General features: G+C 64.7%; 25 protein-coding genes, 1 tRNA gene and 1 pseudogene. 14 read left to right on the forward strand and 13 right to left on the reverse strand.

Annotated elements, in window-relative coordinates; genetic code table 11:
- Window positions 1–53 precede the first annotated feature (53 nt).
- Entirely contained in the window at window positions 54–314 is a 261-nt protein-coding gene (locus IC762_RS22865) for a BrnT family toxin (RefSeq protein WP_195784473.1), read from the forward strand.
- A complete protein-coding gene (locus IC762_RS22870) occupies window positions 295–576 on the forward strand; it encodes a BrnA antitoxin family protein (protein WP_195784474.1) in 282 nt (93 codons plus the stop codon). Before IC762_RS22865 ends, IC762_RS22870 begins: the two co-directional genes overlap by 20 nt.
- Window positions 577–838: 262 nt before the next feature.
- Here IC762_RS22870 and IC762_RS22875 read toward each other — a convergent pair whose 3' ends face one another.
- Window positions 839–4033 carry an efflux RND transporter permease subunit gene (locus tag IC762_RS22875; RefSeq protein WP_195784475.1) on the reverse strand — a complete coding sequence of 1065 codons (3195 nt, stop codon included), beginning with the start codon at window positions 4031–4033 and terminating at the stop codon, window positions 839–841.
- Window positions 4034–4316: 283 nt separating this feature from the next.
- Window positions 4317–4727 (reverse strand): hypothetical protein, encoded by a 411-nt coding sequence (locus tag IC762_RS22880; RefSeq protein WP_195784476.1) that lies wholly within the window; start codon window positions 4725–4727, stop codon window positions 4317–4319.
- 99 nt (window positions 4728–4826) lie between these two features.
- On the opposite strand from IC762_RS22880, the gene IC762_RS22885 reads away from it, so the two are divergent.
- From IC762_RS22885 to IC762_RS22900, 4 genes are all read left to right on the forward strand, one after another.
- The gene (locus IC762_RS22885; protein ID WP_195784477.1) at window positions 4827–5441 is read left to right on the forward strand and encodes a TetR/AcrR family transcriptional regulator; all 615 of its coding nucleotides are present in this window, start codon (window positions 4827–4829) and stop codon (window positions 5439–5441) included.
- A gap of 24 nt (window positions 5442–5465) precedes the next feature.
- Entirely contained in the window at window positions 5466–6005 is a 540-nt protein-coding gene (gene fabA, locus IC762_RS22890) for a bifunctional 3-hydroxydecanoyl-ACP dehydratase/trans-2-decenoyl-ACP isomerase (protein WP_433995846.1), read from the forward strand.
- A 140-nt stretch (window positions 6006–6145) separates the two neighbouring features.
- Complete coding sequence (locus IC762_RS22895; RefSeq protein WP_195784478.1) at window positions 6146–6631, forward strand: hypothetical protein; 486 nt, start codon at window positions 6146–6148, stop codon at window positions 6629–6631.
- Window positions 6632–7055: 424 nt separating this feature from the next.
- Window positions 7056–7868, forward strand: coding sequence for a dienelactone hydrolase family protein (locus tag IC762_RS22900; RefSeq protein ID WP_433995918.1), 813 nt, complete (start codon window positions 7056–7058; stop codon window positions 7866–7868).
- A gap of 107 nt (window positions 7869–7975) precedes the next feature.
- On the opposite strand, the gene IC762_RS22905 is transcribed toward IC762_RS22900, so the two are convergent.
- Both IC762_RS22905 and IC762_RS22910 read right to left on the reverse strand, forming a co-directional pair.
- The gene (locus IC762_RS22905) at window positions 7976–8491 is read right to left on the reverse strand and encodes a hypothetical protein (protein WP_195784480.1); all 516 of its coding nucleotides are present in this window, start codon (window positions 8489–8491) and stop codon (window positions 7976–7978) included.
- A gap of 158 nt (window positions 8492–8649) precedes the next feature.
- A complete protein-coding gene (locus tag IC762_RS22910; RefSeq protein WP_246801175.1) occupies window positions 8650–8946 on the reverse strand; it encodes a hypothetical protein in 297 nt (98 codons plus the stop codon).
- 72 nt (window positions 8947–9018) lie between these two features.
- Here IC762_RS22910 and IC762_RS22915 point away from each other — a divergent pair, with 72 nt between their 5' ends.
- Window positions 9019–9255, forward strand: coding sequence for a hypothetical protein (locus IC762_RS22915; RefSeq protein ID WP_195784481.1), 237 nt, complete (start codon window positions 9019–9021; stop codon window positions 9253–9255).
- Between the two features lie 6 nt (window positions 9256–9261).
- Here the strand turns inward: IC762_RS22915 and IC762_RS22920 are convergent, their stop codons facing one another.
- Both IC762_RS22920 and IC762_RS22925 read right to left on the reverse strand, forming a co-directional pair.
- Window positions 9262–9792, reverse strand: a complete 531-nt coding sequence (locus tag IC762_RS22920; RefSeq protein ID WP_195784482.1) for a gamma carbonic anhydrase family protein — start codon at window positions 9790–9792, stop codon at window positions 9262–9264.
- A 90-nt stretch (window positions 9793–9882) separates the two neighbouring features.
- Window positions 9883–10212, reverse strand: coding sequence for a DUF6949 family protein (locus IC762_RS22925; RefSeq protein WP_195784483.1), 330 nt, complete (start codon window positions 10210–10212; stop codon window positions 9883–9885).
- 218 nt (window positions 10213–10430) lie between these two features.
- On the opposite strand from IC762_RS22925, the gene IC762_RS22930 reads away from it, so the two are divergent.
- Complete coding sequence (locus tag IC762_RS22930) at window positions 10431–11141, forward strand: hypothetical protein (protein ID WP_195784484.1); 711 nt, start codon at window positions 10431–10433, stop codon at window positions 11139–11141.
- A 120-nt stretch (window positions 11142–11261) separates the two neighbouring features.
- Here IC762_RS22930 and IC762_RS22935 read toward each other — a convergent pair whose 3' ends face one another.
- Together IC762_RS22935 and cysE are read right to left on the reverse strand one after the other, a co-directional pair.
- A complete protein-coding gene (locus tag IC762_RS22935) occupies window positions 11262–11474 on the reverse strand; it encodes a DUF3126 family protein (RefSeq protein WP_195784485.1) in 213 nt (70 codons plus the stop codon).
- Window positions 11475–11605: 131 nt separating this feature from the next.
- Entirely contained in the window at window positions 11606–12433 is an 828-nt protein-coding gene (gene cysE, locus IC762_RS22940) for a serine O-acetyltransferase (RefSeq protein WP_195784486.1), read from the reverse strand.
- A gap of 225 nt (window positions 12434–12658) precedes the next feature.
- On the opposite strand from cysE, the pseudogene IC762_RS22945 reads away from it, so the two are divergent.
- A pseudogene (locus IC762_RS22945) lies at window positions 12659–13999 on the forward strand (hypothetical protein); the annotation flags it as partial.
- Window positions 14000–14008: 9 nt separating this feature from the next.
- Here IC762_RS22945 and IC762_RS22950 read toward each other — a convergent pair.
- Window positions 14009–14761 carry an alpha/beta fold hydrolase gene (locus IC762_RS22950; RefSeq protein ID WP_195790248.1) on the reverse strand — a complete coding sequence of 251 codons (753 nt, stop codon included), beginning with the start codon at window positions 14759–14761 and terminating at the stop codon, window positions 14009–14011.
- A gap of 58 nt (window positions 14762–14819) precedes the next feature.
- The gene (locus IC762_RS22955; protein ID WP_195784487.1) at window positions 14820–15965 is read right to left on the reverse strand and encodes a hypothetical protein; all 1146 of its coding nucleotides are present in this window, start codon (window positions 15963–15965) and stop codon (window positions 14820–14822) included.
- 251 nt (window positions 15966–16216) lie between these two features.
- On the opposite strand from IC762_RS22955, the gene IC762_RS22960 reads away from it, so the two are divergent.
- Together IC762_RS22960 and IC762_RS22965 are read left to right on the forward strand one after the other, a co-directional pair.
- Window positions 16217–16462 carry a zinc-finger domain-containing protein gene (locus tag IC762_RS22960; protein ID WP_195784488.1) on the forward strand — a complete coding sequence of 82 codons (246 nt, stop codon included), beginning with the start codon at window positions 16217–16219 and terminating at the stop codon, window positions 16460–16462.
- A gap of 12 nt (window positions 16463–16474) precedes the next feature.
- A complete protein-coding gene (locus IC762_RS22965) occupies window positions 16475–17683 on the forward strand; it encodes an FAD-dependent monooxygenase (RefSeq protein ID WP_195784489.1) in 1209 nt (402 codons plus the stop codon).
- Window positions 17684–17792: 109 nt separating this feature from the next.
- Here the strand turns inward: IC762_RS22965 and IC762_RS22970 are convergent, their stop codons facing one another.
- Window positions 17793–18230 (reverse strand): twin-arginine translocation pathway signal, encoded by a 438-nt coding sequence (locus IC762_RS22970; protein ID WP_195784490.1) that lies wholly within the window; start codon window positions 18228–18230, stop codon window positions 17793–17795.
- A 225-nt stretch (window positions 18231–18455) separates the two neighbouring features.
- Here IC762_RS22970 and IC762_RS22975 point away from each other — a divergent pair.
- Together IC762_RS22975 and IC762_RS22980 are read left to right on the forward strand one after the other, a co-directional pair.
- Window positions 18456–18542 (forward strand) — tRNA-Leu (locus IC762_RS22975).
- Between the two features lie 187 nt (window positions 18543–18729).
- Window positions 18730–18909 carry a hypothetical protein gene (locus tag IC762_RS22980; protein ID WP_195784491.1) on the forward strand — a complete coding sequence of 60 codons (180 nt, stop codon included), beginning with the start codon at window positions 18730–18732 and terminating at the stop codon, window positions 18907–18909.
- A 139-nt stretch (window positions 18910–19048) separates the two neighbouring features.
- Here IC762_RS22980 and IC762_RS22985 read toward each other — a convergent pair whose 3' ends face one another.
- Both IC762_RS22985 and IC762_RS22990 read right to left on the reverse strand, forming a co-directional pair.
- Window positions 19049–20287: a metallophosphoesterase family protein gene (locus IC762_RS22985; RefSeq protein ID WP_195784492.1), complete on the reverse strand. Its 1239-nt coding sequence runs from the start codon at window positions 20285–20287 to the stop codon at window positions 19049–19051.
- A gap of 167 nt (window positions 20288–20454) precedes the next feature.
- Window positions 20455–20733 carry a PilZ domain-containing protein gene (locus tag IC762_RS22990; protein WP_195784493.1) on the reverse strand — a complete coding sequence of 93 codons (279 nt, stop codon included), beginning with the start codon at window positions 20731–20733 and terminating at the stop codon, window positions 20455–20457.
- A 205-nt stretch (window positions 20734–20938) separates the two neighbouring features.
- Here IC762_RS22990 and IC762_RS22995 point away from each other — a divergent pair, with 205 nt between their 5' ends.
- Window positions 20939–21082 (forward strand): hypothetical protein, encoded by a 144-nt coding sequence (locus IC762_RS22995; protein ID WP_195784494.1) that lies wholly within the window; start codon window positions 20939–20941, stop codon window positions 21080–21082.
- The last annotated feature ends 23 nt before the right edge of the window (window positions 21083–21105 follow it).

Consider the following 21105-nt stretch of genomic DNA (forward strand, 5'->3'; position numbering starts at 1 on the left):
GCACCTTTTTTGGGGGGCTTGAACTTCCATATTTTGTAGTTACAAAATGATCAATGAAGATCATTTGGGACGAGCCGAAGCGCCTCGCCAATCTGGCGAAGCATGGAATGGACTTCGCTGATCTCAACGAAACGTTCTTCGACACCGCTTTGGCTGTGGCGACCTACCGCAACCGATGGCGCGCGATCGGCGTGAACATTCGCGGCGTCATCTCGGTCATCTTCGCGACCCGCGGCACCGAAGCGATCAGCATCGTCAGCATGCGTCCCGCAAGCAAGAATGAAAGGGCCCTCTATGAAGCGAACCGTCGTTAAGAAGGGCTACACGGCGAAGGATGTCCGCGCCGTGAGCGATAATCCCGAATGGACCAAGCAGGATTTTTCGAAAGCAAAGCCATTCAACGAGGTTTTTGCGACGATGCGCAAGGGCCGCGGCCCGAATAAGATTCCGACCAAGACCCAGGTCACGCTGCGGCTCAGCCCTGCGGTGCTTGAACATTTCAAGGCGGCAGGTCCGGGCTGGCAGAGCCGGATTGATGAAGCTCTCGTCAAGATGGTCAAGCGCAAGGCCGGTTAGAACGTTGTCGAATCAACTGGCGCGTTTCGCCCATTCAGCGGCCTCGCGCAGCGGCGCCGCCAGGCTCTGCCACCCCCAAAGCTAGGGTTGTCGACCGCCACGCATCAGCGCGGACCGCACCGGCTCAAATTCCAGCAGCGGATCTTGCATGCATGTCCGCCACCTCTCGCGGTGCCCCGCAGCCTGGAGACGGATTAGATGTATCATCCTGGCAGGGCAAGACACGGCTGGTGTGGACGTAGCGCGTGCTGAACGCCGTCGCCTATTCGGCAGCCTGCGCGCGCTGCTCATGGAGCGACGCGATCTCGGCCTCAGCCGTGTCCCGCTTCTTGTGCACCAGGCTGAACACCACGGGCACGAACATCAGCGTCGCGATGGTGGAGAACATCAGGCCGCCGATCACGGCGCGCCCGAGCGGGGCATTCTGCTCGCCGCCCTCGCCGAGGCCGAGCGCCATCGGCAGCATGCCGATGATCATCGCCAGCGCCGTCATCACGACCGGGCGGATGCGGACGAAGCCGGCTTCCAGCGCCGCGGCGCGGGGGTCGCCGAGCTCGGCGTAGCGCTCGCGGGCGAAACTGATCACCAGCACGCTGTTGGCGGTCGCGACCCCCATGCACATGATGGCGCCGGTCAGCGCCGGCACCGACAGCGTGGTTTCGGTTGCGAACAACATCCAGACGATGCCGGCCAACGCAGCCGGCAGCGCCGTCACGATCACGAAGGGATCGGACCACGACTGGAAATTCACGACGATGAGCAGATAGATCAGCACCACCGCGCCGAGCAGTCCGAACAGCAGGCCGGAGAACGAGCTCTCCATGGTCTGCACCTGCCCCACCAGCGAAATCGTGCTGCCCTTGGGCAGGTCCTTGGCGGTTTCGGCCATCAGCTTGCGGATATCGGTGGCGACCGCGCCGAGGTCACGCCCCTGCGGCGTGGCATAGATCTGGACCATCGGCTGGATGTCGTACTGGGACACGACCGCATCCGATGTCGTCCGCGTGATCTTGGCGATGCCGCCGAGCAGCACCGGCTGTCGGGTCGTGGACCCCGTGATCGGCAGCGCCTCCAGCGAACTCAGCGTGTCCAACTGATATTGCGGCGTCTGCATCACGATCGAATAGGAGACGCCGTTGTTCGGATCGAGATAGTAAGTCGGCGCGACCTGCGAGCTGCCGGCCAGATTGACCACCATGCTGTTGGTGATGTCGCGCTCGGACAGGCCGACATACTGGGCGCGCGTGCGATCGACGTCGACATTGAAGGTCGGGCTGCGCGCGGATTGCTGGATGCGGGCATCGGCGACCCCGGGAATGTGGCGCAGCTTCTCGATCAGGCCGCTTGCATAGGCGAAGTTGCCGTCCAGGTTCGGACCACGGATTTCGAGGTCGATCGGCGCCGGCGCCCCGAAATTGAGGATCTGGTTGACGATGTCGGCCGGCAGGAACGCGAAGCTGGTGCCCGGAAACAGCCGCGGCAGTTGCTCGCGCAAGGTCTTGATGTGGTCATCGGTGGGCCGGTGACCTTCCCTCAGCTTGATCTGGATATCGCCGTCCTGCGAGCCGATCACGCCGGTGTTGTTGTAGGTCATGTTGATGCCGGAGATCGGCATGCCGATATTGTCGGTCATGGTCTCGATCTCGTCGGACGGGATCAGCGTTCGGATCGCCCGCTGGATCCGGGCGAACTGATCGGCGGAGTCCTCGACGCGGGTGCCGACCTGGGTCCGCACATGCATCAGGATCTGGCCGGCATCGACCGACGGGAAGAAGTTGCGCCCGAGATAGGGCACCAGCAGGAAGGACGTCGCAACGATGCAGATGAAGCCGGCGACGAAAGTCGGTCTGTGCGCGAGCGCGAGCGCGAGAACGTCGGCGTAGCCGGCGCGAAACCGCTCGAAGCCGGCCTCGAAGCCGCGCTGGATTCGCACCAGCGGATTGCGCGAGCGCGGCGCGTCGCCATCGACGTGCTCATGCGCATGCAGCAGATATTTCGCCATCGTCGGCACCAGCGTGCGCGACAGGATGAACGACCACAGCATCGCGAACATCACGGCTTCGGCCATCGGCACGAACAGGAAGCGCGCCACACCTTGCAGGAAGAACATCGGCACGAACACGATGCAGATGCAGAGCAGCGAGACGAAGGCCGGCACCACGATCTGGTTGGCGCCGTCGAGGATGGCGCGCTCGACCTCCTTGCCCTGCTCGAGATGGTAGTTGATGTTCTCGATCGTCACGGTCGCTTCGTCGACCAGGATGCCGACTGCGAGCGCCAGGCCACCCAAGGTCATGATGTTGAGGGTCTCGCCGATGACAGACAGCATGATGATCGAGCCGAGCACGGCGAGCGGAATCGAGGTCGCGATGATGATGGTCGAGCGCCAGCTGCCGAGAAACAGCAGGATCATCACGCTGGTCAACAGTGCCGCGATGACGCCTTCGCGCGCCACGCCGGTGATGGCGCCGCGGACGAAGATCGACTGGTCGCCGACGAAATCAATCTTCAGCGCCGGCGGCAGCGACGACTTGAACTCCTCGACCTTCTTCTTGATGCCGTCGATGATGTCGAGCGTCGAGATCGAGCCCGCCTTCAGCACCATCATCAGCACCGAGCGGTTGCCGTTAACGTGGACGATGTTGGTCTGCGGCGGGTTGCCGTCGCGGATGGTCGCGACGTCGCGCACATAGACCATCGCGCCGTTGACAGTCTTGATCGGAAGATTGCCGAACTCCGCGATTTTCAGCGGCGAGTTGTTGAGGTTGATGGTGTATTCGAAATCGCCGATCTTCTCCGTCCCGACCGGCGTGATCAGATTTTGTGCAGCCAGCGTGTTGGCGACATCCTGACCTGACAGGCCGAGGGCCTGCAACGCGGTCGGGTCGAGGTCGATCTGGATCTGCCGCTGCTTGCCGCCGTAGGGATAGGGTATGGCCGCGCCCGGCACGGTGACCAGCGGCGTGCGCAGCTGGTTGATGCCGATATCGGCGAGGTTCTGCTCGGTGAGCCCCGCGCCCGACAGAGCGAGCTGGATGATCGGAACGGTGGAAGCATTGTAGTTCAGGATCAAGGGCGGCGTCGCACCGGGCGGCATCTGCTTGAGCAGGGTCTGCGAGATCGCGGTGACCTGGGCGTTGGCGGTACGGATGTCGACATTGGGCTGGAAGAAGATCTTGACGATGCCGACGCCGTTGTAGGAATTGGCGACGATGTGCTCGATGTCGTTGACGGTCGTGGTGAGCGCGCGCTCGAACGGCGTCGTGATGCGGCCGGACATCTGGTCGGGCGGCAGCCCGGTGTACTGCCAGACCACGCCGATCACGGGGATCCGGATATCCGGGAAGATATCGGTCGGCGTCCGCATCGCGGCCAGCGGCCCGATGATCAGGATGAGCAGCGCCAGCACCACGAAGGTATACGGCCGCCTCAGGGCGATCCCGACTATTTCATTCATGCACGGTGTTCGATCAAGCTAGCCAGCACGACAACGGCAGTGCAAATCTCACGCCGCGCGCTTCTGTCATCGACCGCGACAAATTTCCAATCACTAACGTCTCATCCAACAGTCGATTTGCATCACATTCCGGCAATGTTTCCGCGAGGAAACAACAACTCCACTTTCACGCCGAGATGATGTTGTTGCTCTGGCAACGATAACAATTTCGCGACCGGTCTATTCCCTCGAGCAGCGACATTCGCTCGCCACATCCGTGGCGACGCTGCGTGCCAGCAGCGCCTTAGAAGAAGCCGTCGAGGAAGGCTGCGGTCGCGTCGGTGAGACCGACGATCTTGTCCGTGGCCTGGCGGTAGAATTTGAAGTTGAGCTCGGTCTCGGGCCGGCCGTCGTCCCAGTCCTTGAAGCGCTTCAACTCATCGCGACCGAGCGGGCGCTTGGCGAGCGCGACGCGCTTGACCGCAATGCTCACGCGCGGTGTTTGCCGCTCGATGCCGGGCTTTGGTGCGACCGGCGCGGCCGAGGTGACGACGGCGCGCGCGATCAGGCCCTTGCCGCCCTCGTTCTCGCTGGCGAACACGAACACGACGTCGCCTGCCGCAATGAGCTTGCCGCGATACATGGTCTTTTGCGCCGTGAAGACCAAGGTCTTTGCCCGCGGATCCCTGATCTCGGTCTTGATCGCAAACGCCATTGGCTGCCTTCCCGGCTCGCCGGGGCCGCTCACATCCCCGCGCTTGACATTCTCGCATAACGGCGCTTGAACTGAATTCAATTCAAAACAGGAGGCAAGGTGAACGCAACCGGCTTGGGGACTCGCGACAGGCTGCTCGCCGCGGCGCAGGACGAGCTCATCGAGGGCCACGGGCACTTCGAGATGCAGGCCGTGGCGCGACGGGCACAGGTTTCGGTCGGGCTCGCCTATCACCACTTCGGTTCCAAGGCAGGGCTGATCGCCGCCGTGGTCGAGGCGTTCTACGGCCGCCTCGATGCGGCGGCCTTCGGCGGCGCCAAGCTCTCCGCCCAAAACTGGGCCGACCGCGAGCGGGAGCGGATCGGTGCCTATGTCGCCTTTCACTATGACCACCCGTTCGCATTGCTGGTGATCGGGCCGCTGAGCCGTGCGCCCGAGGTGCTCGACGTCGAGATTGCCTTCACCAACCGTCAGCTCGCCGGCGGCGCGCGGATGCTTCAGGCTGCGCAGCGCGACGGCATCATTCCCGCCGATCTCGATCCGGATCTGACCATCGCACTGATGATCGGCGGCATCCGCCAGGCCTTGATCGGCGCGCTGGGCAGCGAAGCGCGGCCCGATCCGGTCACGCTGACCAACGAGATCTGGGCCTTCATGGCCGCCGCGCTGCGGCTCTCCGTGCAGCCGAAAAGATCCGCGCGCGGTCGCAACTGAGGTTCAATCATCAAGCAAGGTTCGATGGCCATCCCGTTCAAGCCGCACGATTTTCACGCACCGCTCACATCCTACGTGAAGCAGGATCTGCTGCGTTCGAGCGAGGGCGGCTATTTCGGCCCTGATAACGCGCAGCTGCCGGCTCCGCCGATGCTGATGATGGACCGCATCACCGAGATCAGCCTGGACGGCGGCGCGTTCGGCAAGGGCCATGTCGTCGCCGAACTCGACATCACCCCCGACCTCTGGTTCTTCGCCTGTCATTTTGCCGGAGACCCGGTGATGCCGGGATGCCTGGGGCTCGACGCGATGTGGCAGATCATCGGATTCTGGCTCGGCTGGTCGGGGTCGCCGGGCCGAGGCCGGGCGCTCGGAGTCGGCGAGGTGAAGTTCAGGGGTCACATCACGCCGGAGGTCAGACGCGTCCGCTATGAGGTCGAGATGCGCCAGGTCCGGCGCGGCAGGCTGGTTCTCGGCATCGCGGACGGCCGCGTGCTGGCGGATGAGGCCTGTGTTTATCTCGCCAAGGACATGAGGGTCGGCCTGATCGCGCCCGCGGCCTGAGGCACCGGAAGCTCCGGGTTTGGCTCAAATTTTAAGGTGACCGGCGGCAACCATATCCCGATCTGCTTGAAATCCAAGGTTTTACCCTCGCCGAGGTTGTGGTATTCGGAACCTTTCAATTGATGTCCGGTTCAGGTCGCATGGTTGAGCTTGCCCCCCGGAATTCAGAGCTGAACGGACGCGGCGGCGTGCAGCCGATCGCGATCGGTGCCGTCGCGCTGGTGCTCGTGCTGTTCGGGATCGGCTCGATCGCGCTGTGGCGCAGCTTCAGCGGTAACGTGCCCGAGCTCGATCGCGTGGTCGCCGCCCGCCAGCAGTTGCAGGCAAAGACGGCGCAGGTGTCCGAAGCCCTGGTGGAGAAGACCAAGGGGATCGAGGCGACCCAGCAGGAATCGATCGACCAGCTGCAGGAGGTTCAGGACCAGATGCAGACGATGCGCCGGCAGATCGCAGCCCAGCAGGCCGACGCCAAGAAGCTCTCCGATCAGGTCACGGCCCTGACCGAGCAAGTCGAAGGTCTGCGCCAGGCCCTGGCGAATGCGCAGACCAACGAACCCGCCGCCGAGCCGTCGCCGCGCAAGCGCTCGCGCAGTGCCAATCGGAGGCACCGCCGCTCCCGCGGCTGAGCGCCGGCATGGCACGGGCCTCTTCGGGGCCTGAATTTCGCGCTTGAGGCAGTTTTCCCCGCGCCATCAAGGCAATGCACGCCCGACGGCCTTCCGGAAATGCCTGTTAGCGTGAATTAATCCGGAGTTTGTGAACTGGTTCACACATCGCCGTTCGAATCCGAGTCATCCTCCAAACACCGGATGGCGTGAGCCGATTTCAATGTCCGGGGCTGGCAAGGTCGTTGACGGTATACTACGTCGACGGCCTTGTTTTTTTGGGGCCCATTTTCCTCGCAGGCAGGTGATTTGCCACCCACCTCCTTCGTTTGCTGAATGCCGCCTCCTTGATTTCAACAGGAGGACGTTGATGAGCGCCGAACCCGTTCTGACCCAGGATATCGTCGGACTGACCAAACCCGCGCCGGTATCCCGCCGCGGCTTCATGACCGCGTCGGCCGCCGTCGCCGCCGGCTATACGCTGGCCGCCGGTCCGGTACGGGCCGACGTCATCAAGACCGATACCAGCGGGCTCAGCGCCGGCGATGCCAAGATCAAGGTCGCCGACGGCGACATGCCCGGCTATTTCGCCAGGCCTGCCGGTGCCGCCAATCCCCCGGTCGTGCTGGTCGCGATGGAGATTTTCGGGCTGCACGAATACATCAAGGACGTGACGCGCCGGCTTGCCAAGCTCGGCGCCTTCGCGGTGGCGCCCGACTACTATTTCCGCAAGGGCACCGACCTCACCAAGATCACCGAAATCCCGCAGCTGATGCCGATCGTGAACAGCAAGCCCGATGCCGAGCTGCTGAGCGATCTCGACGCGACGGTCGCGTGGGCGAAATCGCAGGGTGGCGACACCTCGCGGCTCGGCATCATCGGCTTCTGCCGCGGCGGTCGCACGGTGTGGGAATACGCGGCGCATTCAACGGCGCTCAAAGCCGGCGTCGCTTTCTATGGCCCGCCGGTTGATCCGCCGAACCCGCTCTGGCCGAAGAGCCCGATGCAGCTCGCGCCCGAGATGAAGGCGCCGGTGCTCGGCCTCTATGGCGAGGCCGACACCGGCATTCCGGTCGCGAGCGTCGAGGCATTCAAGAAGGCGCTCGCCGACAACAAGAAGACGGCCGAGTTCAAGATCTATCCCGGCGCGCCGCACGGCTTCCATGCCGACTATCGCGCAAGCTACCGCAAGGAGGCGGCCGAGGACGGCTGGAATCAAATGCAGGGCTGGTTGAAGAAATACGGCGTGCTGAGCTGACACCGCTTTGCGCGGCATCATCTTCGCCGCGCGCTCCAAACACACGAGCGGCCCCGGCGCATTCACGCCGGGGCCGTGATCTCAATCAAATCAGGTGCCGTCGAGGCTCAGTTGCAAACCTGCACCGGACGAACCTGCCAGCCATACGGCGTCCTTATGTTCTGCTGGACGACGTAGCAGCCGGCACCGGCGCCATAGTAGGCGTCGTCGTCATAGCCGTAATTGGCGTAGTAGGGATCGCCGTAATAGCCGTCATCGTAGCCGTAGGCGCCGTAGCCCAGTCCAAAGCCGATCGCCGCCGCGGCGAACGGATAACCGCGATGGCGATAGTAGCCGCCGTGCCAGCCGCGACCGGCCCAAGCGCCGCCGCGAAACGCGGGCGCACCGACCGCCGCGGCGCGGAAGCCACCGCCGCCGAAGCCGCCAGCCCGGAAGGCCGCTCCGCCGCCGCGGAATCCGCCGCCGCCGAAACCGCCACCATGGAAACCGCCGCCACCACCGTGGAAACCGCCACCACCACCGTGGCCGCCTCCACCGAAGCCGCCCCGCGCCGACGCGGCGTCGACCGTGAGCAGACTGAGCGAGGCCATCGCCATCAAGGCGATCATCGTCTTACGCAACATCACCCGTTACTCCCTTATGAAAGTTGCTAATCAACCCCTCCGACGCGTCCTTGCGTCCGACCACACCTCAACCATGTAGGCCCGCAGCTTCCCGATCGCGCGGATGTCGCACTCACTTCTGCGCGACCCGCGTGAACCAGAGCAGCGGTGCATCGATCCTAGCAGCCGCGGCAGATGCCTTTAAGTCGACGATCGACTGACTTGTTCTCGTCGGCGATGGCCTGGTCGACGCTCTTGGTCGTCGCCGCCCCGGTCGTGACGCCCTCACCGGTGTTCGGCCGGCCCGAGGACTGCGCGGTGCCCGCGCTGTTGGTGCCTAGCGGTGCCGCGGTAGCCGGCGATGACGTCGTGCCGGAGGCGCCGCCGCCGATACCGGTGGTCTGGGCGACGGTAACCGCGGGCGCCAGCAGAATGGCGATTGTCGCAAGTGCTGCGGTGGCAGATAATTTGCGCATGGAAATTTCTCCCTTGCGGAAACCAACGGAGCCGCGAGGCCACAGTTCCTGCCGGCATTGGAGCAATGCAAATTGCGCAAGCTGATCGAGTTCGACGACGACACCTTCGACAAGCTGAAGCAGCTTGGACGCGACCGCATGGCGACCTTGCAGGAGCTGGCCGACGAAGCCTTCGCCGATCTGCTCAAGAAGCACGGTATTCCGATCGACCTGAAGGACGCACTGCGCAAGAGCGCCCGGCTCGAGGACGCGTCGAAGCGAAACGCCGCGACCAAGAAGGGCGCGGCCAAGCCAGCCAAAAAGGGCTGATTGCGCTCAGCCGATCTTCTTCAGCCCCGCCTTGTACTGCGGACCGCGGATGGCATAGGACTTCGCCGGCCGCGTCATCTGCTCGATCTGGGCTGCGTCCAGCGTGCGGACCACGCGCGCCGGCGCGCCGATGATCAGCGAGTATTCCGGAAATTCCTTGCCCTCGGTGATGACCGAGCCGGCACCGACGACGCTGCCGCGCCGGATCCGCGCGCCGTTCATCACGATCGAGCCCATCCCGATCAGCACGCCATCCTCCAGCGTGCAGCCATGCACGATCGCGTTGTGGCCGATGGTGACGTCCTTGCCGATCACGAGCGGAAAGCCGGGATCGACATGCAGCGTCGAATTGTCCTGGACGTTGGAGCCCTCGCCGATTTCGATCCACTCATTGTCGCCGCGCAGCACGGCGCCGAACCAGACGCTCGTCCTCGGCTTCAACCGCACCTTGCCGATCACGACGGCGTTGTCGGCGATGAAGGTGCTGCCGTCAGCGGGAAGATCGGGCGCCTGCCCATCGAGCTCGTAGATCGCCATGAAGGTCTCCTTGTATCGGGGACGACCTTGGCACGACGACCGAGACGGATACAAGCGAGGAAGATCGAGCGCCTGATCAGGTCAACCGGATCAGGCGAGCACGCCCGCGGCACGCAGCGTCATCACGAAGAAGGTGCCGGACATCAGGCTCCAGAAGCCCGAAATGATCGTCGCCACCATCACGAATTCGAAGCGGCGGCGCTCGATGCGTGCGCCGCGCAGCGTGTTGCGCATGATGATGAAGGGCGCGGCGAATACCAGGAACGGCACCGCCGCAAATGTCTTCGGCGCGGCACCCTGCTGCAGCAGGCCGAACCCGGCCGGACGCTCCGCCATCATCTGGTAGCCGTTCGCCAATGCGCCAGCGAGCGCAAAGCCGATGAAGAGCGAGAACAGGGAATTGAGGGTATCAGGCGACATCGGAACTCGCTTACGCAACAGGCCACTACCCTGCTTCGCAGAAATGGCCGTGCGGCGCCACATCATCCTTAAGAAAAGGTTAATCGCAGGCCGCTGGTGCTGCGTTTACGCATGGCCCGGAGCCCGCGGATTCCATTGGAATCATACGGAAATCCGCGGCTGCATGGCATAGTCGGGAGATGATTCGGCTGCCTCCGACCTGACCCTGTGCCCACGCCATGACGCTCCTTTCGACGGCCCAGCATCTCGCCCGCGACACCCGCCGCGATCCGCGTGCGCATCTCGTGCCGATCATCGCCTCGGCCGTGGTCGCGGCCGGCGCGATCGCGCTGGTCGCCTATCTGCTGTGGCCGACCTACACCACCGTCTCGTCGAGCGACCCGACCCGGCTGCCGGTCAGCGTCGGCGGCACGTTGTTCAACGTGCCGACCACGGCGGTGCGGATGAATATCCAACGCCATTCCGGACCGCAGGAACGTGTCGACCTCGACTTCCTCTATCCGTCGCTGGAGGCGCCGGCGGCGCCGAAGCACTACAGCGCCGATACGATCGAGGATAAGGTGCAGCCGATCGACCGGATCTTCGTGTCGATCGCAGCTCACCACGATTCCCTCGCGCCCGAGGCGCGCCTGCGCACGATCTATCCACGTTATCTCGAGGACGCCGCTGCGACCGACGACGATCTGACGACGCGCGCATTCCGCGAAGGTTCGCCCTATGCCGGCGAGGATCTCGTCACCGCGAGCGAGCCGACGCTGACCGCGCGCTGCAGCCGCGACAAGTCGACGCCCGGCATGTGCCTCAGTGAGCGGCGCATCGAGGGCGCCGACCTGATCTTCCGTTTTCCGCGCGCCTGGCTCGCGCAATGGCGCGACATTGCCAACGCGATGGACCGCCTCTCCGCGCAGATACACAGCGCGAAGGGTTGAGCCGATATCGTGATATTCGTAGGGTGGGGCAAAGCGCAGCGTGCCCACCATCGCGTAACGTGCTCGTGAAGGTGGGCACGCTTACGCTTTGCCCACCCTACGGCATCATGCCGAACGAGCTTACTCGGCCAGATCCTCTTCCAGGATCGCCATCTGGAACTGGAACGAGCGATCATCGTCCTCGTCGTCGACGAACAGCACGCCGACAAACTCCTCGCCGATATAGACCTCGGCCGAGTCGTCCTTCTTCGGCCGCGGCACCACGCGGATCTTGGGATTGCTGAATACGCGTTTGAGATACGCGTCGAGCTTCCTGACTTCTTGAACGTCCACGGCCGGTCTCCAATCGGGTCGATGATTTTCGGGGGAGTTTTAGGACGGGACGGCCGCGACCGCCAGAGCCTTTTCAGGCTCCGGCAATGCGGGTTCGGCGCGAACACGCCGCCGTCAGAAAGCGAATGAAATCAAAGCCCGATTGCGTTGAGCATCTGGTCCATGGTGCGCGACGGTTCGGCGCAGCCGGCCTCGCCGACGATTTTCGCCGGCACGCCCGCGACTGTGACGTTGTGGGGCACGGGTTTCACCACGACCGAGCCCGCCGCGATCCGCGCGCAATGGCCGATCTCGATATTGCCGAGGATCTTTGCACCGGCGCCGATCAGCACGCCATGGCGGATCTTCGGATGGCGATCCTCGTTCTCCTTGCCGGTGCCGCCGAGCGTGACGCCATGCAGGATCGAGACGTCGTCGTCGATGACGGCGGTCTCGCCGCAGACGAATCCGGTGGCGTGATCGAGGAAGATACCGCGGCCGATCTTGGCGGCCGGATTGATGTCGGTCTGGAACACCGCCGAGGAGCGGCTCTGCAGATAGAAGGCAAAATCCTTGCGGCCCTTCTGATGCAGCCAGTGCGCCAGGCGATGGGTCTGCAGCGCGTGAAAGCCCTTGAAGTAGAGCAAGGGATCGATGAAGCGCGAGGTGGCGGGATCGCGGTCATAGACCGCGACGAGGTCGGCGCGGAAGGCGTTGCCGAGATCGGGCGCATCGCGCAGCGCCTCGTCATAGGTCTGCCGGATCAGGTCGCCCGACAGCGCGGCGTGGTCGAGACGCTCGGCAATGCGATGCACCACCGAATCTTCCAGCCGCTCATGATGCAGCACAGTCGAATAGATGAACGACGCCAGCTCCGGCTCGCGCCGGACGATGTCTTCCGCCTCGCTGCGGATGCGATCCCAGATCGGATCGAGCGCCGCAAGCTTGCTCCCCTGCGGATGGACCTGATGAACTGCCATTGCTGCTCTCGCAATTCGATTGTTCGGCCGCGCACTATAGCACGACCGGTCACACCCGTCCTCCGACGGCCCGGTACGGTAAACCCCAGCCGGACGTACCCCGACGGACGTCTAGGGCAGGTGGTCGGGATTTTGCCGAAATCAAGCCGCGGTTCTGCAACTATTGGCGGATTTCGTCCTTGACCTGCTTTTGGGCATGGTCGGCCTCAATACGGGGGGTACGTCATCAACACGCAGATTTTACGCGCGCGCCTGACCGAGGCACGGTCGGTCTGGATCGCCGCCAGCGCCATCCCCCTTTTACTGCTCGCGCCTGCCCTCTGGAACGGCTATCCGCTGCTCCAATGGGATACCGGCGGCTATCTGGCCCGCTGGTATGAAGGCTATCTGGTGCCGAGCCGGTCCACGGTGTTCGGAATCTACCTCCACGTCGGCGAGAATTCCAACTTCTGGCTCAACCTCGGCATCCAGGCGCTCGCGACGCTGTGGGTGCTGCAGCTGACGCTGCGCGTGCTCGACCTCGGCCGGCCGGTCCGGCTGCTTGCGATCAGCCTTGCGCTGATTCTCACCACCGCCCTGCCCTGGCTGGCGAGCATGCTGCTGACCGACATCTTTGCCGGGCTCGCGGTGCTGGCGCTGTTCGTGCTGGTGTTGCACGGCGGGAAGATCTCGACGCTGGAGAAGGTGGCGCTGTTCGTGTTCACGGCGTTTTCCGCCGCCACCCACAGTGCGACGCTCGGCGTGCTGCTCGGCCTGTGCTGCGTCGGCTGGATCATCCGCCCGTGGCTGCGCCGTCAGATCCCGCTTGCCGGCCTGGTGCAGGGCAGCTTCACGGCCGTCGCCGGCGCGTTGATGCTGCTGGCGGCGAATTTCGCGCTGTCGGGAGAACTCGCCTGGACACCCGGCGGCACCGGCGTCGCATTCGGCCGCATGCTGCAGGATGGCATCGTCGCGCAATATCTGCGCGATCACTGCGACAAGCAGCACTTGAAGCTCTGTCCCTATCGCGACGAACTGCCGCCGACGGCCGACGACTTCCTGTGGGGCCACAGCATGTTCAACACGCTCGGCCGCTTCCAGGGGCTGAACGACGAGATGAACTTCATCGTGGTGCATTCGCTCGCGGAATATCCGCTCTGGCAGGCCAGGGCCGCGCTCGTTGCCACTGCGGATCAGCTCGCCGATGTGGCAACCGGTGAAGGCAGCAACGGCTGGATCCCGCATACCTACGGCATCATCGAGCGCTACATCCCCGCGCAACTCGCGCCGATGCGCGCGGCACGCCAGCAGAAATGGCAGCTCGATTTCACCGCGATCAACCGCATCCACGTGCCGGTCGCGCTGGGCTCGATGCTCGTGGTCGCGGTCCTGTTCGGCCGCGGGCTATGGCGGCGGCAGCGCGACGACCTCACGCTGCTTGCCGGCACGGTGGCGCTGGCGCTGCTCGGCAACGCCGTGATCTGCGGCGTGATCTCAGGTCCGCATGACCGCTACGGCGCGCGCATCGTCTGGATTGCAACGTTCACGGTGCTGGTCGCGGCGGCGAAAGCCCTCGGCGCGCGTGACGTTGATGATCTAAGCCTGCCGGGACAGGAAGTCGATCACACCGGTCTTGTAGACCTTGTCGCCGACCGCCCGCATATGATCGCGGTTCGGGATATCGAGCACCTCGGCTCCCGGGATGATCCTGCCGAGCGCCGCCGCTGAGCCCGCGATCTCGTCGTTGCTGCCGACCGCGATCAGCACCGGCACCCGGATGCCGGCCGCCTCATCGCGCGTCATCAACCGCCGCGAGCCGCGCAGGCAGGCGGCGAGCGCGGCGCGGTCGGAGCGGGTCTGGTCGGCGAAGGCGCGGAAGGTGCGGCCGACCGGATCGGTGACGTCGTCGAGCGAGGCCGCCTCCAGCGCCTCCGCGACGTTCTCGCCGGGGCCGCCGCCCTCGATCAGCCCGATGCCGATGCCGCCCAGGATCGCCGAGCGCAGCCGCTCCGGCTGCTGGCGCGCCAGGATCGCCGTCATCCGCGACCCCAGCGAATAGCCCATGACGTCGGCGCGCGCGATGCCGAGGTGATCCATCAGCGCGATCACGTCGCTTGCCATGATCGCGATCTCGTATTCGTCGGAATCATAGAGCTTCGTCGATTCGCCATGGCCGCGATTGTCGAGCGCGATGACGCGACGGCCTGCCTTGGCCAGGTCCGACACCCAGGTCGGATAGATCCAGTTGACGTTCTTGCTCGACGCAAAGCCGTGCACGAGCACGATCGGCTCACCCTCGCCTTCGTCGATATAGGCAATTTCAACATCGCCGTGGTGGAAACTCGGCATCATCATTCCGTTGCTTTTGGGAGTTTTTGGGATTGGCGATCGAAGCCCGACCGCAAGCTTAGCCCTGGACGGTGGAACCCGCCAGCACGGGCTGGGCTGCGACCCCGAACGCAATCTGGCGCCGCAAGCGCCGCGCCTTGCTTCGGCGGAGCCACCATGAGGTGGTGCGCTCGGCAGTCGCCTTGATCGAGGACAGCAGGCCGAACAACGTGACGAGCGCTCCGAACAGCCACATCGAGAGATTGAACGCGCCGGCCGCGAGCAACAGCGCGCCACGGCCGAGCAGCTTGAAGATCGCACGGGTCTGGCCGCCCTTGGATTCCGCAATCCGCGCCGCACGCGCGATCTCCTTGGGATCCTCGGCGAGCTTCAGCGTATCGCGCGCCGCGCGCATGCCGGCCGCCTCGCCGATCCGCCCGACGTCCTTGGCGGCACGCACCAGCGCGCCGGCCTTCTCGGCACGGAACGCCGCGCGGATCGCGGTCGCGGTTTCCGCGGGCCGCAGCACCGATCCCGAAGCGACCGCGTCGCGCAGCGCCGGCTCGTCGACGACGTCGCGCGCCGAACGTCCGGCCCATGCGATCAGCCCCTCGCTCAGCCGTCCGGCCTTGCGGGTGTCCTTGACCAGCGTCAGCCCGGCGCGCACCGGCCCTGCGCCGCCGACCGAGACATAGGTCGCCGCGGTCACCGCCAGCCCCGCAGCCGCAAGCGCGAGCACCAGACGATCGGTCTCCTCGCCGGTCGCCAGATGCTTGCCCTCGCGCACGACGTCCCTGACATCGCCAAACACGAACAGATCGCCCGCGACCGTGCCGGACAGGCTCGCGACATCGTCGGCGCTGCCGGTCATAAGCCCGGTGGCAAAGCCCTTGGCGAAATGCGTGGTGGAGGCCTGCTCGGCGAGCGCCTCGTCGACGCGCCTCGTCAGGTCATCGCCGAGCGCGATGTCCTTGTCGCGGGCCAGCGCAACAAAGCTCGCCGCGAGATCGGCATCGTCGGCCGCAAGTGCTGCCTCGATATTGTCCGAGATCAACGCCGGGTTGCTGTGCAGGACCGCGTTGATCCTCAAGTCCGCGAGCGCGGCCGGATCATTCCGTGCGGCGAGCACCGCGCCGGCGTCGCGGGCATGCGGCCATACGGCTGCGCCCACGGCAGCGCTTGCTGCCATGCCCGCCACCGCCAAGCTGAGCCCCACCCGGTTCATCCGGCACAGAAACCTTTAGTTTAATTCGCCTTGTTCAGTTCGCCCTGAACATAGTGTGCCGTTTTTGCGACACAACGGCTGCGACCAAAGAAGGGCTTCTCTGGGACGACAAGATTGTGTCGAATTTGCATGAGCAAATGAGCCGCCGGGGCTCTAGAATTCAACTGTTCCCGCCAGTATGGTGCGCGGCATTTCGCGATGCCGCATGCTGTCGATTGCGTCCGTCCGTCGTTGCCATCCAAGGTGAGAATATGTCCGACCACGTCGTCCCGCACTTCCATAACGATGCCGGTGTCTCGGTGATCGAGATCGGCTCGCAGGAATTCATGTGCGTGGGCGCCAACCCGCCGTTCGACCATCCGCACGTGTTCCTCGACCTCGGCAACGACAGCGAGATCATCTGCCCATACTGCTCGACGCTCTATCGCTTCGCCTCCGATCTCGCGCCCGGCGAAGCACGCCCGCCGGAATGCGTGCTGAAGGACAAGGTCGCTTGACCTGACCGTTCCGTGGCGCTGACGCGAACCGTCATCGTTGCAGGCGCCGGAATCGGAGGCTTGACGGCGGCGCTGACACTGGCGGCACAGGGTTTTCGCGTCATCGTGCTGGAGAAGGCCGAACGGCTCGAGGAAGCCGGCGCCGGCATCCAGCTCTCTCCAAATGCCAGCCGCATCCTGGTCGAACTCGGGCTGAAGGAACGGCTGGCGCGGCGTGCGGTGACGCCCGAAGCCGTCGCCATCATGAGCGCACGCGCCGGCGGCGAGATCACACGGATGCCGCTCGGCGAGGCCGCCGCGTTCCGCGCCGGATCGCCCTATTGGGTGATCCACCGCGCCGACCTGCAGGCCGCGCTGCAGGATGCGGCGAACGATCATCCCGACATCGATCTCCGTCTCGGTTGCCAGTTCGAGGACGTGGCCAAGCATGCCAAGGGCCTGACCGTGGTGCAGCGGCGCGGCCATGCGCGGCAGGAGGAACTTGCCGCGGCGCTGATCGGCGCCGACGGGATCTGGTCGTCGGTGCGCGGGCAATTGTTTCCGGATCTACAACCGAAATTCTCCGGTCTGATCGCCTGGCGCGGCACGCTGGAGGCGACCGCCCTGCCGCGCGAATACACCGCGCCGCGAGTACAGCTGTGGATGGGACCGAATGCGCATCTCGTGGCCTATCCGATTTCGGGTGGACGCCAGATCAATGTGGTGGCGATCGTCGGCGGCACCTGGAACCGGCCGGGCTGGAGCGCGCCCGGCGACACCACCGAGATCAAGGGCGCATTCGCGGGCGCGCGCTGGCCTGCGACCGCGCGCATGCTGATCGGCGCGGTCGACGGCTGGCGCAAATGGGCGCTGTTCACTCTGCCCGACATCGGGCCGTGGAGCGAAGGCGCGGTGGCGCTGCTCGGCGACGCCGCGCATGCGATGCTGCCGTTCGCAGCCCAAGGCGCCGGCATGGCGATCGAGGATGCGGCCGTGCTGGCGAAGATGCTGAGCGGCGCGACAGGCGAGAACGTCGCGGGAATTCCCGCAGCGCTGAAACGTTACGCGCGGATGCGCCGCGCCCGCGTCGTCAAGGTGCAGCGCCTGGCGCGGCAGCAGGGCCGCATCTATCACTTGAGCGGACTGCCTGCGATCGCGCGCGATCTTGCGATTCGCGCGATCGGACCGCAGCGCATGCTGGCGCGGCAGGACTGGATCTACGACTGGCGGGCACCGGCCTAGGGCGTTTTCGAGCGAAGTGGAAACCGGTTCGCGTGAAGAAAACGCGTCAAAGCAAAAACCTAGAGCCCCGTTCCGATTCGATCGAAACGGGAAAGGCTCTTGGCTCGCGTCAATGGATCGCCGACCGCGGCGCCCGCGTGCCCTTTGCGGCGGGCGTCGGCGTAGGTGTTGGCGTCGGCGTCGCCACGGGCTCCGGCGGCGATTCATGGCACCGGTTCTTGCGCCAGGCCTCTTCGGCGAGCTTCTGCTGGGAGTGGATCGCGATCAGCTCGTTGCGATAGGTCAGTTCCGACACCACGGTGCCGCCGACGCCCTTCTCGGCTTTCGACATCAGGGATTCCTGGTCGGACGCACGGCCGGCGAGACCCTTGCGCTCGGCCTCGAGCTGCTTGCAGTCATAAAGCTCGTATTTGGCGGGGTCGGCGAACGCCGACGGCACGGCATCGCCGATCTGCGCGCAGCCGGAGACGGTCGCAGCCAGCACGAGCATCACGAGAGCGGCCGCCGCGCGCGACTGGCTCCGGCAGCAAGGGAAAGGAACGGTCATCCAGGTTTCTTAGTCGGACAATGTTGAGATTGCCTAAAGCAGCCGCCGGTGTCCGGATTGAGGCTGTATCGCGGCAGCGCGTTGCATCTATCCCGCGCCGCCTGCGCACGCAAATGGTATTGCGAGCCGCCGCGTTAAGCCATTGAAAGCGCGATCGTTCGCGCCCGATAATGACAATTCCACTTCCGCCCCAAACGCGCTAGATATCGACCCGCCTGGCGCAACGCGGACGTGGCGGAACTGGTAGACGCAAGGGACTTAAAATCCCTCGATGGCAACGTCGTGTGGGTTCGAGTCCCACCGCCCGCACCAGGAAAAGGGAGCCGGACATGTCCGACAACAACGATCTTTTCGGCGACGGCGCCGACGACGCACTTGACGACTTCGACCGGCTTACGGGGACCTGCTGTTCACCCGTATCTCGGAATTCGCCGACGCCGAAGGCATCCCGGACGAGATCGTGCCGCTATTGCTGCTTCGGCTTTCGCTGAGCACACGCATGATGGCCTACGCCACTTCGGTCGCCAAGCCTTCGGCCGGCGGGCTCAAGCTCGACCTCGACCGCTTCCGTCACGAGGCCGAAGACCTCGTTCGTCTGATGAAGAAGGACGCCGACCGTTTCATTGCACAAGCCAAGGAAGCGATCGCAGCGAGCGAATCGGAGGATGATGAGACTTGATCGGCTGAGCGGCCGAGTGCCGCGTCAGCAAAGGCGGTGCCGAACTCGATCGTCCCTGATGCTCGGTCGCGGAATTCCAGAGTGCCGCGCGCAGACGGCACCCCTTAGATCTTGGCGCCAGACGCAGTAGCGTTCCCCCTCACCGCCGCTTGCGACGACCGCCGGCCGGCGGCGGCCGGTCGATGGTGCCGTCGCGCTTCACGGTCACGCTGTCGCGGACGACGTCGTCGAACTCGCCGCCGGTGAAGGGAACACTGAACGAGTCGATGGTCAGCTTGTCCGTCGTCACGGTGACGCGCAGGAAGCCTGCGCTGTCCTGATCGTAATAGTCGAGATCGAGATCGAGGGTCTTGTCCTGGGTCGACACCGCCTTCACCGGCGCGGTCGGGTATTCGCCGGCGTCACTCTTCTGGAGCTTGTGGGCGAGCCGGTCGTTGTTGGCGTAGCCGCCGCGACCGTCGATGATGTAGGGGATCTGGCGGTTCTTGTAGCGTCGCGTGAACCGCTGCATGTTGTGGACGTGGCCCGACAGCACGGCGTGCGGGATCACGCCGGTGTGCTCCATCGCCTGGTCGAGCGACGCCACGATGTCGGGATAGCCGCCATGGGTCTTGTCCAGCGAGTATGGCGGGTGATGGACGGCGATGACGATGAAGCCGTCGCTCTTCTTGACGCTCAGCAACTGCTCCTCCAGCCAGCGCTGCTGCTCGAAGGCGCCGCGCGCATCGAGCGTGCCTTCGACGTTGGAGTAGAGGCCGATGACCGTGACCAGCGGCGCCTCCAGCATCCAGTAGACGTAGGGCTGCGTCATGGTCGCGCGATAGGCGCCGATCTGGTGGGCTTGCGGCGCGCAGAAGTTCTCCATGAAGCCGAACAGCGACGGTTCGCTGTCCGGCGTATCGCCGCTCCGCACCCGCGTATCGCCGTCATGGTTGCCCGGAATGGCGAAGATCGGCGCCGGGTAATATTGATAGGGCTCGTAGAATTGCGCGCCATAGAGCTCGCTCTGCCCGTTGAAATAGACGACGTCGCCGACGTGGTAGAGAAACGATGGCGCGTCGGCGCCGCTTGCGGACTTGATCTGGCCTTCCATGGCCTCCGCAACCGCGACCTGAACATCGTCACCGTGAATGCCGCCGGAATCACCGATCACATGAAACACCAGTTTCTTCGCCGCCGCGGCCGCAGCCGCCACGCCCGGCAAGATCACGCGCAACGGCAGCACCAGGTTGACGTTGTTGGTCAGCGGCGGCTTTTCGAAGTGCGGATTGTTCTTCGGATTCGAGATCGGCTCGAGAAACGCGCGCCTGGTCTTGGCGAAGCGGCTGGCCGGGTTTGCACCGGGATTGGGATTCGGGATGAGGTGATGCATCGTCATAATGGCCTCCCTGGGGCACGGCTCGATGGCTGCAAAATGAAAGATATGCGCTATTCATGCTCACAATTAAAGCGAGAGGTATAAGTCAGACACATCTACAAGTAAAGACGAATCCGGAAGCCGCAGATGGGGCGCGCTCGTTCGGCTCCAGACCGCCAGGCGGCGGCTCACTCGAACAGGAGCCCAAGCCGCTTCTGCCGTTTCCACACCACCTTGCAGGGCCGCCGCTCGCCGTCGACGGCGAGCACGAAATGGTCGGGAAACCACAGCGGCGAAGTGACCTCGATGCCGGCCCCCTGCGCCGACAGACTGCGCACCGTGCATGGAATGACTTCGCTGCCGAACTCGATCGTTCCCGACTTGAGGACGCGGCGCCGCGGAGCGGCGCGCCGCTCGCTGGCTGGCGATGGCCCTGACGGCGCGGGCCTGATCTCGTCTTCGGCCATGAACCTGTCGTGGCATGCAGAAGCAGGCGACCAGATTACGGCGCAAACCTGACCCGAAGCTTACAAGAAGGCAACTGCTCTCACGGTGGAATGATGCCGGGCGCCGCAAGATGCGGCCCGCCAGATCGCGCAAACCGGCCGCCGGCCCGCCCGGAACATCCGCGGGGCAAATTTGTTGTCATGCAGCAATTGGAGCATGATGATGATGAACGAGCGTCCATCCGACGAGCACGGAGCGCGCAAGCGCGATCAGCGCAAGGAGGATCGGCCAAGCCCGGATCACAACCCGCCGCCGGGCGGGCCGCCGGCCGGCGACGGTCTGGAACAGGTCCGCGACAGCCACACCTGACGAACTGCGTGAAAGAAAAATGG

The sequence above is a fragment of the Bradyrhizobium genosp. L genome (assembly GCF_015624485.1).
Lineage (GTDB): Bacteria > Pseudomonadota > Alphaproteobacteria > Rhizobiales > Xanthobacteraceae > Bradyrhizobium.

Bases quoted from the DNA above. Each gene is read 5' to 3' on its own strand.
- IC762_RS22970 (WP_195784490.1), bottom strand. From the start codon at position 18,230: ATGACCGTTCCTTTCCCTTGCTGCCGGAGCCAGTCGCGCGCGGCGGCC.
- IC762_RS22960 (WP_195784488.1), top strand. From the start codon at position 16,217: ATGTCCGACCACGTCGTCCCGCACTTCCATAACGATGCCGGTGTCTCG.
- IC762_RS22880 (WP_195784476.1), bottom strand. From the start codon at position 4,727: ATGGCGTTTGCGATCAAGACCGAGATCAGGGATCCGCGGGCAAAGACC.
- IC762_RS22925 (WP_195784483.1), bottom strand. From the start codon at position 10,212: ATGTCGCCTGATACCCTCAATTCCCTGTTCTCGCTCTTCATCGGCTTT.
- IC762_RS22900 (WP_433995918.1), top strand. From the start codon at position 7,056: ATGACCGCGTCGGCCGCCGTCGCCGCCGGCTATACGCTGGCCGCCGGT.
- IC762_RS22950 (WP_195790248.1), bottom strand. From the start codon at position 14,761: ATGCCGAGTTTCCACCACGGCGATGTTGAAATTGCCTATATCGACGAA.
- IC762_RS22985 (WP_195784492.1), bottom strand. From the start codon at position 20,287: ATGACGATGCATCACCTCATCCCGAATCCCAATCCCGGTGCAAACCCG.
- IC762_RS22980 (WP_195784491.1), top strand. From the start codon at position 18,730: ATGATGGCCTACGCCACTTCGGTCGCCAAGCCTTCGGCCGGCGGGCTC.
- IC762_RS22920 (WP_195784482.1), bottom strand. From the start codon at position 9,792: ATGGCGATCTACGAGCTCGATGGGCAGGCGCCCGATCTTCCCGCTGAC.
- IC762_RS22910 (WP_246801175.1), bottom strand. From the start codon at position 8,946: ATGCGCAAATTATCTGCCACCGCAGCACTTGCGACAATCGCCATTCTG.
- IC762_RS22870 (WP_195784474.1), top strand. From the start codon at position 295: ATGAAGCGAACCGTCGTTAAGAAGGGCTACACGGCGAAGGATGTCCGC.
- IC762_RS22865 (WP_195784473.1), top strand. From the start codon at position 54: ATGAAGATCATTTGGGACGAGCCGAAGCGCCTCGCCAATCTGGCGAAG.
- IC762_RS22905 (WP_195784480.1), bottom strand. From the start codon at position 8,491: ATGTTGCGTAAGACGATGATCGCCTTGATGGCGATGGCCTCGCTCAGT.
- IC762_RS22955 (WP_195784487.1), bottom strand. From the start codon at position 15,965: ATGAACCGGGTGGGGCTCAGCTTGGCGGTGGCGGGCATGGCAGCAAGC.
- cysE (WP_195784486.1), bottom strand. From the start codon at position 12,433: ATGGCAGTTCATCAGGTCCATCCGCAGGGGAGCAAGCTTGCGGCGCTC.
- IC762_RS22990 (WP_195784493.1), bottom strand. From the start codon at position 20,733: ATGGCCGAAGACGAGATCAGGCCCGCGCCGTCAGGGCCATCGCCAGCC.
- IC762_RS22875 (WP_195784475.1), bottom strand. From the start codon at position 4,033: ATGAATGAAATAGTCGGGATCGCCCTGAGGCGGCCGTATACCTTCGTG.
- IC762_RS22995 (WP_195784494.1), top strand. From the start codon at position 20,939: ATGAACGAGCGTCCATCCGACGAGCACGGAGCGCGCAAGCGCGATCAG.
- IC762_RS22930 (WP_195784484.1), top strand. From the start codon at position 10,431: ATGACGCTCCTTTCGACGGCCCAGCATCTCGCCCGCGACACCCGCCGC.
- fabA (WP_433995846.1), top strand. From the start codon at position 5,466: ATGGCCATCCCGTTCAAGCCGCACGATTTTCACGCACCGCTCACATCC.
- IC762_RS22895 (WP_195784478.1), top strand. From the start codon at position 6,146: ATGGTTGAGCTTGCCCCCCGGAATTCAGAGCTGAACGGACGCGGCGGC.